General features: G+C 73.4%; 13 protein-coding genes and 1 pseudogene. 7 read left to right on the forward strand and 7 right to left on the reverse strand.

The genetic code is table 11. The features are described from left to right. Positions 1–46 precede the first annotated feature (46 nt). The 5 genes from rutA to QRT03_RS24360 all read left to right on the forward strand — a co-directional run bounded on the left by rutA (position 47) and on the right by QRT03_RS24360 (position 4616). Entirely contained in the window at positions 47–1099 is a 1053-nt protein-coding gene (rutA, locus tag QRT03_RS24340) for a pyrimidine utilization protein A (protein ID WP_286055693.1), read from the forward strand. 35 nt (positions 1100–1134) lie between these two features. After that, on the forward strand, positions 1135–2526 hold the full coding sequence (locus tag QRT03_RS24345; protein ID WP_286055695.1) for an MmgE/PrpD family protein: 1392 nt from the start codon (positions 1135–1137) through the stop codon (positions 2524–2526). Beyond that, positions 2519–3547, forward strand: a complete 1029-nt coding sequence (locus QRT03_RS24350; protein ID WP_286055696.1) for an LLM class flavin-dependent oxidoreductase — start codon at positions 2519–2521, stop codon at positions 3545–3547. The genes QRT03_RS24345 and QRT03_RS24350 overlap by 8 nt, the downstream gene beginning before the upstream one ends. A 190-nt stretch (positions 3548–3737) precedes the next feature. Then, positions 3738–4412 (forward strand): alpha/beta fold hydrolase, encoded by a 675-nt coding sequence (locus tag QRT03_RS24355; protein ID WP_286055697.1) that lies wholly within the window; start codon positions 3738–3740, stop codon positions 4410–4412. A 9-nt stretch (positions 4413–4421) separates the two neighbouring features. Further along, positions 4422–4616 carry a hypothetical protein gene (locus QRT03_RS24360; protein WP_286055698.1) on the forward strand — a complete coding sequence of 65 codons (195 nt, stop codon included), beginning with the start codon at positions 4422–4424 and terminating at the stop codon, positions 4614–4616. Positions 4617–5024: 408 nt separating this feature from the next. Here QRT03_RS24360 and mscL read toward each other — a convergent pair. The 4 genes and pseudogenes from mscL to QRT03_RS24380 form a co-directional block, all read right to left on the reverse strand. Continuing rightward, a pseudogene (gene mscL, locus QRT03_RS24365) lies at positions 5025–5399 on the reverse strand (large conductance mechanosensitive channel protein MscL); the annotation flags it as partial. A 238-nt stretch (positions 5400–5637) separates the two neighbouring features. Then, complete coding sequence (locus QRT03_RS24370) at positions 5638–6072, reverse strand: hypothetical protein (RefSeq protein WP_286055699.1); 435 nt, start codon at positions 6070–6072, stop codon at positions 5638–5640. A gap of 63 nt (positions 6073–6135) precedes the next feature. Further along, positions 6136–6921 (reverse strand): SAM-dependent methyltransferase, encoded by a 786-nt coding sequence (locus QRT03_RS24375; RefSeq protein WP_286055700.1) that lies wholly within the window; start codon positions 6919–6921, stop codon positions 6136–6138. Further along, positions 6918–7373, reverse strand: a complete 456-nt coding sequence (locus QRT03_RS24380; protein ID WP_286055701.1) for a DUF2867 domain-containing protein — start codon at positions 7371–7373, stop codon at positions 6918–6920. The genes QRT03_RS24375 and QRT03_RS24380 overlap by 4 nt, the downstream gene beginning before the upstream one ends. A gap of 169 nt (positions 7374–7542) precedes the next feature. Here QRT03_RS24380 and QRT03_RS24385 point away from each other — a divergent pair, with 169 nt between their 5' ends. Beyond that, on the forward strand, positions 7543–8376 hold the full coding sequence (locus QRT03_RS24385; RefSeq protein ID WP_286055702.1) for a hypothetical protein: 834 nt from the start codon (positions 7543–7545) through the stop codon (positions 8374–8376). Between the two features lie 79 nt (positions 8377–8455). Here QRT03_RS24385 and QRT03_RS24390 read toward each other — a convergent pair whose 3' ends face one another. Continuing rightward, positions 8456–9799: a dipeptidase gene (locus tag QRT03_RS24390; protein ID WP_286055703.1), complete on the reverse strand. Its 1344-nt coding sequence runs from the start codon at positions 9797–9799 to the stop codon at positions 8456–8458. A gap of 282 nt (positions 9800–10081) precedes the next feature. Between QRT03_RS24390 and QRT03_RS24395 the strand changes: the two genes are divergently transcribed. Further along, a complete protein-coding gene (locus tag QRT03_RS24395) occupies positions 10082–10960 on the forward strand; it encodes an MOSC domain-containing protein (RefSeq protein WP_286055704.1) in 879 nt (292 codons plus the stop codon). Positions 10961–10969: 9 nt separating this feature from the next. Here QRT03_RS24395 and QRT03_RS24400 read toward each other — a convergent pair whose 3' ends face one another. After that, positions 10970–11689 carry a Clp protease N-terminal domain-containing protein gene (locus QRT03_RS24400; protein WP_286055706.1) on the reverse strand — a complete coding sequence of 240 codons (720 nt, stop codon included), beginning with the start codon at positions 11687–11689 and terminating at the stop codon, positions 10970–10972. 103 nt (positions 11690–11792) lie between these two features. Continuing rightward, the gene (locus tag QRT03_RS24405) at positions 11793–12503 is read right to left on the reverse strand and encodes a DapH/DapD/GlmU-related protein (protein ID WP_286055707.1); all 711 of its coding nucleotides are present in this window, start codon (positions 12501–12503) and stop codon (positions 11793–11795) included. Positions 12504–12559 lie beyond the last annotated feature (56 nt).

Genomic DNA, 12559 nt, shown 5'->3' on the forward strand with positions numbered 1-12559 from the left:
GTGGCCCGGCTCACAAGGGAACCAGTGCACGGAAGGTGTGGTCGACATGGACTTCGGGGTCTTCATCCCGATCGGCAACAACGGCTGGCTGATCTCGGAGAACGCTCCGCAGTACAAGCCCTCGTTCGACCTGAACCGCCGTGTGGTGCAGGAGGCCGAGGCGCAGGGCTTCGCGTTCGCGCTGTCCATGATCAAGCTGCGCGGGTTCGGCGGGAAGACCGAGTTCTGGGACCACAACCTGGAGTCGTTCACGCTGATGGCCGGGCTCGCCGCGGTCACCGAGCGGATCAAGCTGTACGCCTCGACCGCGGTGCTGACGCTGCCGCCGGCGCTGGTCGCGCGGATGGCCTCGACGATCGACTCGATCGCGCCGGGCCGCTTCGGCGTCAACATCGTCTCCGGCTGGGCCAAGGGCGAGTACGAGCAGATGGGCCTGTGGCCCGGCGACGAGTACTTCGGCTACCGCTACGACTACTCGACGGAGTACGTCAAGGTCCTGCGCGACCTGTGGGAGACGGGGCGCTGCGACCTCGACGGGACGTACTTCCAGATGGACGACTGCGTGCTCTCGCCGCGGCCCACGGGCAAGGTCGACATCGTCTGCGCCGGCCAGTCCGACCGCGGCATGCAGTTCTGCGCCGAGTACGGCGACTACAACTTCATCCTCGCCCCGGGCGTGAACGACCCGGAGGTCTACCGCGAGCCCACCGAGCGGCTCGCCAAGGCCGCCTCGGCCAGCGGGCGGGACGTCCGTTCGCTGCCGCTGTTCATGGCGATCATGGCCGAGACCGACGAGGAGGCCCGCGCGAAGTGGGACTCCTACCAGGCGGGTGCCGACCTCGCCGCGCTCGGCTACATGTCCGACGAGGGCAGCGCGGACCAGACCGCCGACTCGTCCGGGACCGCGCGCACGATCAACCTCCCCGAGGGCGCGGTCAACTTCAACATGGCGACGCTCGTGGGGTCCTACGAGACCGTCGCCCGCCAGATCGACCAGGTCGCGGGCATGCCCGGGGTCGAGGGGATGATGTTCACCTTCGACGACTTCGAGCAGGGCGTCCACGACTTCGGCACCAAGGTCAAGCCGCTCCTGGGATAGGGCGCACGCCCTCCCTCGTCGAAGGAGAGTCACTGATGACGATCGCCAGCCCACCGCGGACCTCGCTCGCCGCCGCCGTCGGGGACTTCGCCGCCGGGCTCCGGCCCGGCGACGTGCCCGAGGAGGTGCTCGAGCGCGCCCGGTACCTCGTCCTGGACGCGGTGGGGCTGGCGTTCGCCTCGACGGTCTACGACTTCCCGACGAAGGCCCGCGCCGCGCTCGGGCGGTTGGGCTCCGGCGAGCACCCCGTGCTCGGCATGCCCGACCGGCTCTCGCCGCGCGACGCCGCGACCCTCAACGGCGTCCTCGTGCACGGGATGGACTTCGACGACACGCACATCCCCGCGGTCACGCACGTCTCGGCGGCCGCCCTACCGGCGGCGATCTCGGCGGCGACGACGGCGGGCGCGACCACCCGCGACCTCCTGCTCGCCTACGTGCTCGGTGTCGAGGTGTCCGCGCGCGTCGGGCTCGGTGGTGCGGGCGGGTTCCACGACGTCGGGTTCCACCCGACCGCGGTCGCCGGCGCGTTCGGCGCCGCGGTCACCGCGTCGAAGCTCTGGGGGCTGGACGCCGCGGGCATCACGGCCGCCCAGGGCATCGTCGGGTCGATGTCGGCGGGGCTGCTGGAGTTCCTCGAGGACGGGTCGTGGACGAAGCGCCTGCACCCGGGCTGGGCGGCGAGCTCCGGCATGACGGCGGCCGCGTTCGCCGAGCAGGACTGGCGCGGCCCGGCCGCGGTGTACGAGGGCCGCTTCGGGCTCTACGCCACGCACCTGCAGCAGCGCGAGTCCGACCCGTCGGCCGTCGCGGACGGGCTGGGAGAGCGGTGGGAGCTGATGCGCACCGCGGTGAAGCCCTATCCGATCTGCCACTTCATCCACGCCTTCGCCGACGCGACCCTGGCCCTGCGCGCCGAGCACGGCGTGCGGGCCGAGGACGTCGCCTCGATCCGGTGCGCGATCCACCCGGTGCCGGGCAAGGTCGTCTGCGAGCCGCCCGCGAACAAGTGGGCGCCCCGCGACGAGTACGACGCGAAGTTCTCGCTGCCCTACGTCGTCGCGACCACCCTGCGCCGCGGCCGGTTCGGGCTGGCCGAGCTGGACGACGACGCCCTGCGCGACCCGGAGACCCTGGAGCTGACGCGGCGGGTCGAGGTCGTCGAGGACCGCGAGGGCGCCTTCCCGCGCGCGTACTCCGGATACGTCGAGCTCGAGCTCACCGACGGTCGCCGGCTCACGTGGCGCGAGCAGGTCAACCGCGGGCACGACGAGCGCCCGCTCACCAACGCCGACATCGACGCCAAGTTCGCGGAGACGATCGGGACGGCGGCCGACGCCGCCACCGCCGACCGCGTCCGCGCGGCGGTGCTCGGTCTGGGTGACGACACCCCGGCGTCGACGTTCGCCGAGGCGTGCCGTGGGTGACGTCCGCGTCGGCGTCTTCCTCACCCACCAGAGGCGGCCGGAGCAGGACCCCCGCACGGTGCTGGCCGAGCAACTCGCACTGGTCCGCACGGCCCGCGACGAGGGCCTGGACTCGGTGTTCGCCGGGCAGCACCACCTCGCGGCCTCGTTCGCGCACATCCAGCCGCTGCCGTGGCTCGCGCGGGTCGCGGCCGAGGCGGGGGAGATGACGGTCGGCACCGGCATCCACCTGCTCGCCCTGCACCACCCCGTCGACACCGCCGAGACGTACGCGAGCCTCGACGTCGTGTGTGGCGGTCGCTCGGTGTTCGGCGTCGGTCTGGGCTACCGCGCCGAGGAGTACGCGGCGTTCGGGGTGCCGCCGGAGGACAAGGTCCGGCGGTTCACCGAGAACCTCGCGATCGTCCGGGCGCTGTGGCGGGGTGAGGCCGTGACGCGGGACCTGCCGTGGACGCGGCTCGACGGGGCCGAGGCCCTGATGCGGCCGGTCGGGGAGCCGCCGGTGTGGATGGCGGCGAACTCCGACGCCGCGGTCCGCCGGGCCGCCCGGCTCGCGGACGCGTGGATGATCAACCCGCACGCCACGGCGTCGACGGTGCGGCGCCAGCTCGAGCTGTACGACGCGGAGCGCTCCGCGCACGGCCTCCCGCCCGGCGGGGAGCGGCCGATCATGCGCGAGGTGTTCTGCGCGGACACCCGCGAGGAGGCGCTGGAGCGGGCGCGCCCGTTCCTCGAGGGCAAGTACCAGGTCTACGCCGACTGGGGCCAGGACCGGGTGATGCCCGACCGGGAGTCGTTCCGCATGGAGTTCTCCGCTCTCGCCGACGACCGCTTCGTCATCGGCGACCCCGACGACTGCCGCCGCGCACTGCTCGCCTGGTGCGACCTCGGCGTCGACCACTTCGTCCTGCGCACCGACTGGGCGGGGATGCCGCTCGCGTCCAGTCGGCGCTCCGTCGAGCTGCTCGCCCGCGAGGTGGCGCCGGCGTTGCGGGAGTCGTCCCTCTCGACGGCGGGGTGACCTGTCGGCTCGCTAGGGCTGCGAGTGCCGTGTGTGGTGCGCAGGATTCCTGTGCACCACACACGCTGGTCGCGGCCCTAGTGTGGCCGGAAGCCTTGGCGGCCCCGGGGCGCCGAGCGCGACGTGGGGCAGGTCCAGTGGCCGCGGGAGCTGCGTGGTGTCGCACTCGGGGCGGGACGATGATCGGGTGATGCGCGTGGTGTGCCTGCCCGGGACGGTGTGCTCGCCGGCGGTGTTCGCGCCGCTGGCCGAGCTGGTCGACGGGGTGGAGGCGGTGTCGTGGATGACGGCGCCGGGCCCGTGGACGGTGCCGGCCGTGGCGGAGCGCGTGGCGGCGGACCTGACCGAGCCGGTCCTGCTGGTCGGCCACTCGACGGGCGGAGCGATCGTGGGGTCGCTGGCGGGCGCACACCCGGAGCTGGTGGCGGGCCTGGTGCTCGTCGACACCGGTGCCCACACGCGTCGGCACGGGGACGTCGGCGCGATCATCGACCGGTTCGCGTCGTCGTGGGGTCGGGAGGCGCTGAGGGCGGTGCTGGACCGGTCGTTCGCGACCCCGCCGCCGGAGGACGTCGTCGCCGATCTCCTCGCGTACGCGGAGTCGGTGCCGCAGGAGGCGGCCGTCGAGGTGCTCCGGAGCCAGCGCGACCTCGACCTCACGCCGGTCCTGCCGACGATCACGTGCCCCGCGGCCGTGGTGCACGGCGTTCACGACCGGGCGCGGTCGACCGTGGAGGCCGAGGAACTCGCGGCGTTGCTCCCGCACGCGACCCTGCACTGGGCCGAATGCGGACACACCCCGGTGTACGAGGCCCCGGAGATCGTGGCGGAGGCGATCGCATCGGTGCGGGAGCGCGCGTCGTAGGCTCCGCCGATGGGGCGTCGGCGGGTCGTGGCACTCGTCCTCGTCGCCCTGGCGCTGCTCTGGCTTCCGGTCAACCAGCCCGTCGAGGGCCCGCAGCTGCTCGTTCTGTCGGAGACGCACGCCGTGACGGCCGCGGACCTGCTCTCCGTGGCCCTCGTGCTGGTCGCCGGATGGCTGTGGTGGACCGGCCGTTCACGGCACTAGGCACGTGATCATGCCGAGTGCGACGTTGCACTCGGCATGATCATCTGCCTAGCGCGCCGGACTGCGTCAGCGGGCTCCCGCGCGGCTGTGGCGGGGCGCGGAGTCGGCGGTCACGGGACGCGGCGGCGGCGCGGGCCGGGTGGTCGCGGGCGCGGGTGCCGGCGGGACGGCCGCGTAGGCGGGGACGGTCTCCTCGGCGTGGCGCGTCGGGGTGGCCGGCGGCATCGGGCGGGGCGGTATCGGCGCGGCGGCGGGCGCGGCAGCCGGCACAGCGGCGTGAGCAGCGGCCGGAACGGCCGGGGCCGCGACCGGCGCGTCGTACGCCGGCGGTGCGAACGGGGCGTCCGGGGTCCGGACCGGGGCCGGGCCGGACCCGCCGTCGGGAAGGGCCTGGGACTGCATCTCCGCCTGGGCCTCGAGGAGATCGCGGATCTGGGTGAGGAGCTCGACGTCCGTGGCCTGGACGGGGCCGGCCTCCTCGCCGCGCAGGCGACGGTTCTGGATCGCCTTCATCGGGGCGACGATCAGGAAGTAGACGACCGCGGCCGTGATGAAGAACGTGATCGCCTGGTTGATGAAGCTGGCGTAGTCGAACGTCACGCCGCTGACGCGCACCGTGCCGCGGAACTGGTCGCCGCCCGGGGAGAGCAGCTGGATCAGCGGCTTGAGGAACGACTCGGTGAACGCCGTGACGACGGCGGTGAAGGCGGCACCGATGACGACGGCCACCGACAGGTCGATGACGTTCCCGCGGAGCAGGAAGTCCTTGAATCCTTTGAACACGGTTCGTCCTCGGGCAGGGAGCTGGGGAGCTGTGTTCCGAGGCTAAGGACGACGGCGTCCGGTCGCGCTGCGCACCCGGTCGGTCGCGGTCAGTCGGCCCGTGAGTGCGTCGGGCGGGGAACCTCTCCCGACCGGGTGCGGTGAGCGCCGCGTGTCGTGGGGCGAGGCGACGGGCGGTGCGCTGAGCGTGCGGCGCTGCGTGGGCGCCACCGTCCGGAGATCGCGCGGGGGCGACCGGTCACCCCGCGGTACGGGTCGTCGTGGTGGTCGTCGTGGACCGACTCGTGCCCGACCGGGTCGTGGTGGTGGTCGGGGACGAGCTGGTGCTGGCGGCGGCGCTCGTCGGGACGATCGGCGCCACCGCGACCGGGGGCGGCGGCACGGGCGCGGTGCCGTTCGAGGCCATGCGCGCGGTGACCACGCCGAGCGCGACGACGAGCCCGAGCACGACCGCCGCGGCCGCCGTCACGACGAGCAGGCGCAGGCGCGGCCGGGGTCGGCGGTGGCTCGTGGCCGTCGGCGCCGCCTCGAAGGGCCGCGTGGACGGTCGTCCCGGGACCTCGTTGGTGGTCGGGGTCTCGTCGATCTCCGGCGCGGAGTGTCGGCCGGTGGTCGAGGGGGTGTCGGGCCGGGCGTGTCGTCCGGTCGTGGCCTCCGTGTCCTGCTCGGTCATCGCCGCCTCCCCGGGCCAGCACCGAGTGTTCTCACCCGATGCAACGCGCGAGGGGCGCCGAGGTCACTCGACCGGGGGAAGCTGGGCGACCAGCCCGTAGATCCCGCTGCGTGGTCGGCGACCCGGCGTCGGCCAGTCGGCGACGTCGACGAGGCCCGGTGCAACGGGCTCGAGGCCGTGCAGGAAACCGCGGATCTCGGCGCGGGAGCGCGGGGTGAGCGGGCTGGCAGAGCCGGCCATGGCGTCACGGATGTCGCGGATGCGGGTCGCGACGGCGGGGTCGTCCTGGTCGTCGCTGCCGTGGCTGAGGACGATCGCGCTGCCCGGCGCGAGGTGGGCGCGGTAGGCGTCCACGACGGTGCGCGGGTCCTCTCCGACGGAGTGCAGCACGGCGACCGCGAGCACCGCGACCGGCTCGGTCAGGTCGAGCAGCGTCCGGACGCCGGGAGCGGCCAGGACGGCGTCGACGTCGCAGAGGTCGGCGTGCGTGATCGAGGCGTGCTCGACGTCGACCAGGATGTCGCGGGCGTACGCGACGGCGACCGGCTCGGCGTCGACGTAGGCCACGCGGGCGTGGGCGCCGACGATCTCGTGGACGTTGCCCACGGTGGGGATGCCGGAGCCGAGGTCGAGGAACTGCATGATGCCCTGGGCCAGGCACCACCGGACGGTGTGACCGAGGAAGTCGCGGTTGGCGCGGGCGATCTCGGCGACATCCGGGTGGCGTTCGAGCAGGACCGCGGCGACCGCGCGGTCGGCGGCGAAGTTGTGCGCGCCGCCGAGGAAGTGGTCGTAGATGCGGGCGGCGTTCGCCTCGCTGACGTCGGTGATGTCTCCGGTGTCGCTCATCGGGCGGCGACCCGCTCCGCCGCGGCCGTCAGGGTGCGCACCGTGACCCGGTGCAGCGGGGCCACCAGGGTCCACACCAGTCGTCCGACGAGACCACGGGGTTCGACCGCCGTGACCAGGAGCAGCGACTCCTGCCGGACCGCCAGCACGACGCGGGGGGTGTAGACCCGGCCCTCGACGCCCAGCACCACGTGGTCCGGCTCCTCGTGCAGGACGGCCCAGCCGACGGCGAGATTCGGCGGTTCCGGAGTCACGAGGAGCAGGCCAGCTCCGCGCTGGACGGTCCGGATGACGGCGAGCACCGTCGGTCCGGCGTCGTCGAGGATGAGGTCGGCCCAGGCCCGCGCGCTGCGTCCGTCGGCGATCCGCGCGGGCGCGGCGTACGCGTCGACGTAGCCGGCGCGGGCGGGGAGCCCCTCGAGGTCGTCGGGCGGGCGCACGCGCTGGACCATGGGGTCATTCGACCACGCGCGAGGGTGCTGTCGAGTGGGCATCCATCCGGCTCCGACGCCTTCGTGAGCCGGATGGTGGCCCACTCGGCGAGCTTCCGGAGATTCTCGGAACCGTTCCGGCGCGACGCGGCTCCAAGCTGGTGTGGAGACCCCGACACGACGTACCTGCGTGCCCTTCCGTGGATCCCTGGCGGTGGAGCTCGGCCTGATCACCTGGGACCGGCTCCTCGGCCCGGACTTCGTCCGCCTGCACCCCGATGTGTACGTCGGTGCGGGCGCCGAGATCGACACCCGGGTCCGGGTCGGTGCCCTGAGCACCTGGAGCCGCGACGTCGGGGTCGTCGCCGGACCGCTGGCTGCGCTCGCGTGGGGCGCGGACTGCCCGTGGGAGGACGCCGAGATCGTCGTCGACCGGCGTCTGCGCCTCCCGGACACCCGGATTCGTCGTGACCAGCTCTCCGCGGACGAGGTCGCGACCTGGTTCGGGCACCGCCTGACGACGCCGGTCCGGACGGCCTTCGACCTCGCACGACGCGAGCCGTTCGTGGAGGCCGTCGCGGCGGCCGACTCGATCGCGCACGTCACCCGCTTCCCGGCGTCCCTGCTGGCCCGCTTCGCGGACCGCTACCCGAAGGCCCGCGGAATCGTGCAGGTCAGGCGCGTGTGTGCAGCGATGGATCCGCGCGCCGAGTCACTTCCGGAGACACGGCTTCGCCTGGGGCTCCTCGAGCGCGGGGTACCCCCCGCCGTCTCTCAGCTGTGGGTCACACTCCTGACCGGTGAGCGCCGACGGCTCGACCTCGCGTGGCCGGACAGCATGTTCGCGCTGGAGTACAACGGGCTGCTGGACCACGGCTCGAGCACGCAGCAGAACAGCGATGCGTTCCGGACGGGACGGCTGTCCGACATCGGGTGGGAGGTCCTTCCCGTCACGTCCGCGATGATCATGGACATGGCGGCCTTCGACGAACTCGGCCGACGGGTGCTCCGGAAGGTCGCGTGACGAGCGGGTGCTCATCGGGCTCGGCCGCCCGTACGGGCCGGATGGACGCCCACTCGGCGGAGCCGCCGGCACCAGCGCCCTACCGCGCCAACGACCGCAGGAGCAGCGTCTCCGCGAGGACACACTTCCCGAACATCGCGAGGTGCAGGCTCTCGTCGATCCCGTGCCAGCGCGAGGCCGGGTCGCCGACCCCCGTGACGAGGACCGTCGCGCCCGGGAACGTCCGGGCGAACTCGGCGATGAACGGGATCGTGCCGCCCATCCCCATCTCCACGGTCTCCGAGCCGAACGCGGACGACAACGCCTCCCGCGCCAGGTCGTAGACCGACCCGGTCGGCGACAGCGCGAACGGCTCGCCCGAGGCGTGCAGCGACACGTCCAGCCCGACCCCCCACGACGCCTGCTGCTCCAGGTGCTCGCGCACCGCGGCGAAGGCGGACTCCGTGGAGTCGCCCGGGGCGAGCCGCGCGCTGATCATCGCCCGGGCCCGGTGCACGAGGATGTTCGCCGCACCCTCGACGGCCGGGGCGTCGATGCCGAGCACCGCGATCGCCGGCTGCTGCGCGACGCGCTCCTCGATCGACCCCGTGCCCAGCAGGTCCACGCCCTCGAGCACGCCCGCGTCGCCGCGGAACTGCTCCTCGGCCATCCCGGCGACGTCGGTCGACCCGCGCACGAGTCCCGGCACGGCCACCGTGCCCTTGTCGTCGTGCAGCGTCGCGAGGAGGCGACACAGGGCGGTCAGGGCGTCGCCGGCGGGGCCGCCGAACACTCCGGAGTGCACCGCCCGCTCCAGCATCGACACCTCGACGACGATGTTCGTGAGGCCGCGCAGGGACGTGGTCAGGGCGGGCACGTCGACGGCGGGGTTGCCGGCGTCCGCGATGACGATGACGTCGGCCGCGAGCTGCTCGTGGTGCTCGGCGAGCAGCGCGGACAGGGTCGGCGACCCGGACTCCTCCTCGCCCTCCACGAACAGCGTCACGCCCACCGGGGGCCGGCCGTCGTAGGCGCGCAGCGTCGCGAGGTGGGTCATCACGCCGGCCTTGTCGTCCGCGGCGCCGCGGCCGTAGAGCCGCCCGTCCCGCTCGGCCGGTTCGAAGGGGGCGCTCGTCCAGAGGTCGTCGCCGCCGGTGGGCTGCACGTCGTGGTGGGCGTAGAGCATCACCGTCGGCTGCCCCTCCGGCGCCGGCCAGTGCGCGACGACGGCGGGTGCGCCACCCTCCGCGGCCAGGATCGACACCGATGCCGCGCCGGCCGAGCGCGCCAGCGTCGCCACCGCGTCGGCGGAGCGGCGCGTGTCCTCGGCGTGCGTCGGGTCCGCCCAGATCGACGGGATGCGCACGAGCGCCTCCAGGTCGCGCCGCGCGTCCGGGAGCACGGCGTCGACGGCGGCCTGCAGGTCGGCGGGAACGTCAGCCATGGGTCGACCCTAGGGTGCGGGACGCCTCGGTGCCCGGACTTCCCGACGGCGGGTGGGGGCGAGGACCGGACTGCGCGGAACGGACGAACTTCACCACGAGGCCCGATCGGCTCGATCCGCATCCGCGGTCGGGGCCGCGGCCCCCGCCCGCCGTCACGGCGACGGACACGACCGGTTGCCGCCCGTTCGGCTCAGCAACTGCTTCCGATTAGGCGCCCGCCGAGCAGCCCCATACGGTCGACCCGGTTCGCCCGAAGGGCCCCGCCGGGTACGAGTTCGCGCATGACGATCGCCGCGATCCACCGCTATCCGGTCAAGTCCATGCAGGGCGAGTCCCTGCAGCGGGCCGCGTTCGACGAGCGCGGGGTGGTGGGCGACCGCGCGTACGCGCTGCTCGACGTCGAGACCGGCATCGTCGCGAGCGCGAAGGTCCCGAAGCGGTGGCCCCAGCTGCTGCGCTTCTCCGCGGCGTTCGTCGACGAGCCGGTCCTCGGGGAGTCGGCGCCGCCCGTCGTCATCACCTTCCCGGACGGGTCGACAAGGCGCAGCGACGACCCGACGATCAACGAGGCCCTGTCGTCGGTCCTCGGCCGGGACGTCACGCTGATCACGACGCCGCCCGAGGGCGCGGGCTTCGAGGAGATCTGGCCGGAGATCGACGACCTCGCCCCGCAGCACATCATCGACGCCACCACGGCCCGGCAGGAGGACACCGGCGAGGCGATCAGCCGCTTCGACGTGGCCGCCTTCGCGCCGACCGGGCGGTTCTACGACCTCGCCGCCATCCACGTCATCACCGAGTCGACCCTCGCGCGCCTCGGCGAGCTCGCCCCGGACAGCCGCTTCGACGTGCGTCGCTACCGCCCGAACGTCGTGCTCGCGGACACCGACCCGGGCTTCGTCGAGAACGACTGGGTGGGCCGGGAGATGAGCCTCGGGGACGCAGTCCGGGTCTCGTACACCTTCCAGACGATGCGCTGCGTCATGACCACGCTCGCCCAGGAGGACCTGCCCGAGGACCGCGACACCCTGCGGACCGTCGCGAAGCACAACCGCGTGCACATCGAGAAGCCCGAGGTCGCGGGGAAGTGGGCGTGCGCCGGCGTCTACGCGGACGTGACCGCCGGGGGCGAGCTCGCCGTCGGCGACCCGCATTCCTGACGGCGGGTCCTAGAGCTCCTGCTGTCCCTGCACGGCCGTGAGCAGCCGCCCGACCTCCTCCTCGACCCGACCCTTGTCGAGGCCGAGCCCGGTGAGGACCCCCTCGCCGTCCTCGGCCTCGAGCAGGGCGAGCAGCAGGTGCTCGGTGCCGACGTAGTTGTGGCCGAGGCGCAGCGCCTGGCGGAACGTCAGCTCCAGGACCTTCTTCGCGGCGGCGTCGAACGGGATCAGCGCCGGGATCTCCTCGACGGGGGCCGGGAGCTCCGCGGCGACCTTGCGGCGCAGCGCGTCGGGCGTGACCCCCTGCGCGGCGATCACCCGGATGGCGAGGCCCTCCGGCTGCGAGAGCAGGCCGAGGGCGAGGTGGCCGGGGGTGATCTCGGCGCTGCGGGCGGTCCGGGCCTCCTCCTGCGAGGCCACCACGACCGATCGGGCCCGCGGCGTGAAGCGCTTGAACCCCTCCTCGGGGTCGATCTCGCTCGCCCCGGCCTTGGGGACGAAGCGCTTCTGGGCGGCCTGCTTCGTGACGCCCATGCTCCTCCCGATGTCGGTCCAGGAGGCACCGGAGCGGCGGGCGCGGTCGACGAAGTGGCCGATGAGGTGATCGGCCACCTCGCCGAGGTGCTCGCCGGCCAGCACGGCGTCGGAGAGCTGCTCGAGCGGTTCGTCGTGGACCGAGGTGATGGCGGAGATGAGGTCGTCCAGGCGGACGTTGACCGGCGACGTCATGCGTCTACCGTAGGTTGACGCCGGGGACAACGTCAACCTTGGGTGGACGACACGAACGGCCCGTTCGCAGCGTCTATGCGCGCGAGAGTGCCGTTCGCTCAGGTCAGGGCGACACCGGCCCCGGCACGTGGACGTACGGCTCGATCCGCTCGAAGTGCTTCCCGCCGATCGGCCGCTTCGCCACCGCCGGGCTCCCGGCGTAGAGGTACCCGGCGTGGGGGAGGTCGCCCTTGATCACCGAGCCCATCGCGACGAGGCAGCGGTCCGGCACGGTCGTCCCGGGCACGACGACGACGTTGCTGCTGAGCAGGGTCCGCACCCCGACCGCGACCGGGCGGGGCAGCTGCACGTTCTCCTCGACGTCGACCCCGTGGGTGATCACCGTCGAGCGCACCCCGGCGAACGAGCTGTACTCGCCCATCGACAGGCCGCCGCTGACGTCCAGGTAGTGCCGGCTCATGATCGCGGCGTGGCGGCCCATGACGAAGGTGCCGGGGCGGTCGTCGGTCGGGTCGTAGCGCTGGTAGGCGGGCGCGGCGCTGATCCAGTTCCACTGCAGCACCCCGGCGCCCTCCTCGAAGCGCAGGAGCCGGACCGAGCGGACGACGGTGCCCGCCCCGATCCGCGCCTCCGGTCCCAGGTCGAGCAGCCCGACGCGCATCAGCAGGCACGGCGAGACGCGCGCGGTCGGGGCGACGCGGTGCCCCAGACGGCGGAGCAGGAAGTTCTTCGCCCGCGAGGCGGGCAGCACCCCGACGGCCAGGACGAGCAGGGTCCGGACGGCGCCCGGAGCGGGCGGCAGGGGTCCCCTCACCGGGTGACTCGGCCGCTGTGTTACGCCGTTCGGAGCAGTGCTCGGGGATGCTGGGG

This window comes from Actinomycetospora termitidis, from assembly GCF_030286555.1.
GTDB classification, from domain to species: domain Bacteria; phylum Actinomycetota; class Actinomycetes; order Mycobacteriales; family Pseudonocardiaceae; genus Actinomycetospora; species Actinomycetospora termitidis.

What these genes read in the sequence shown, in the direction of transcription:
- rutA (WP_286055693.1), top strand. Translation starts at nt 47, where the DNA reads ATGGACTTCGGGGTCTTCATCCCGATCGGCAACAACGGCTGGCTGATC.
- QRT03_RS24345 (WP_286055695.1), top strand. Translation starts at nt 1,135, where the DNA reads ATGACGATCGCCAGCCCACCGCGGACCTCGCTCGCCGCCGCCGTCGGG.
- QRT03_RS24355 (WP_286055697.1), top strand. Translation starts at nt 3,738, where the DNA reads ATGCGCGTGGTGTGCCTGCCCGGGACGGTGTGCTCGCCGGCGGTGTTC.
- QRT03_RS24360 (WP_286055698.1), top strand. Translation starts at nt 4,422, where the DNA reads ATGGGGCGTCGGCGGGTCGTGGCACTCGTCCTCGTCGCCCTGGCGCTG.
- QRT03_RS24370 (WP_286055699.1), bottom strand. Translation starts at nt 6,072, where the DNA reads ATGACCGAGCAGGACACGGAGGCCACGACCGGACGACACGCCCGGCCC.
- QRT03_RS24375 (WP_286055700.1), bottom strand. Translation starts at nt 6,921, where the DNA reads ATGAGCGACACCGGAGACATCACCGACGTCAGCGAGGCGAACGCCGCC.
- QRT03_RS24380 (WP_286055701.1), bottom strand. Translation starts at nt 7,373, where the DNA reads ATGGTCCAGCGCGTGCGCCCGCCCGACGACCTCGAGGGGCTCCCCGCC.
- QRT03_RS24390 (WP_286055703.1), bottom strand. Translation starts at nt 9,799, where the DNA reads ATGGCTGACGTTCCCGCCGACCTGCAGGCCGCCGTCGACGCCGTGCTC.
- QRT03_RS24395 (WP_286055704.1), top strand. Translation starts at nt 10,082, where the DNA reads ATGACGATCGCCGCGATCCACCGCTATCCGGTCAAGTCCATGCAGGGC.
- QRT03_RS24400 (WP_286055706.1), bottom strand. Translation starts at nt 11,689, where the DNA reads ATGACGTCGCCGGTCAACGTCCGCCTGGACGACCTCATCTCCGCCATC.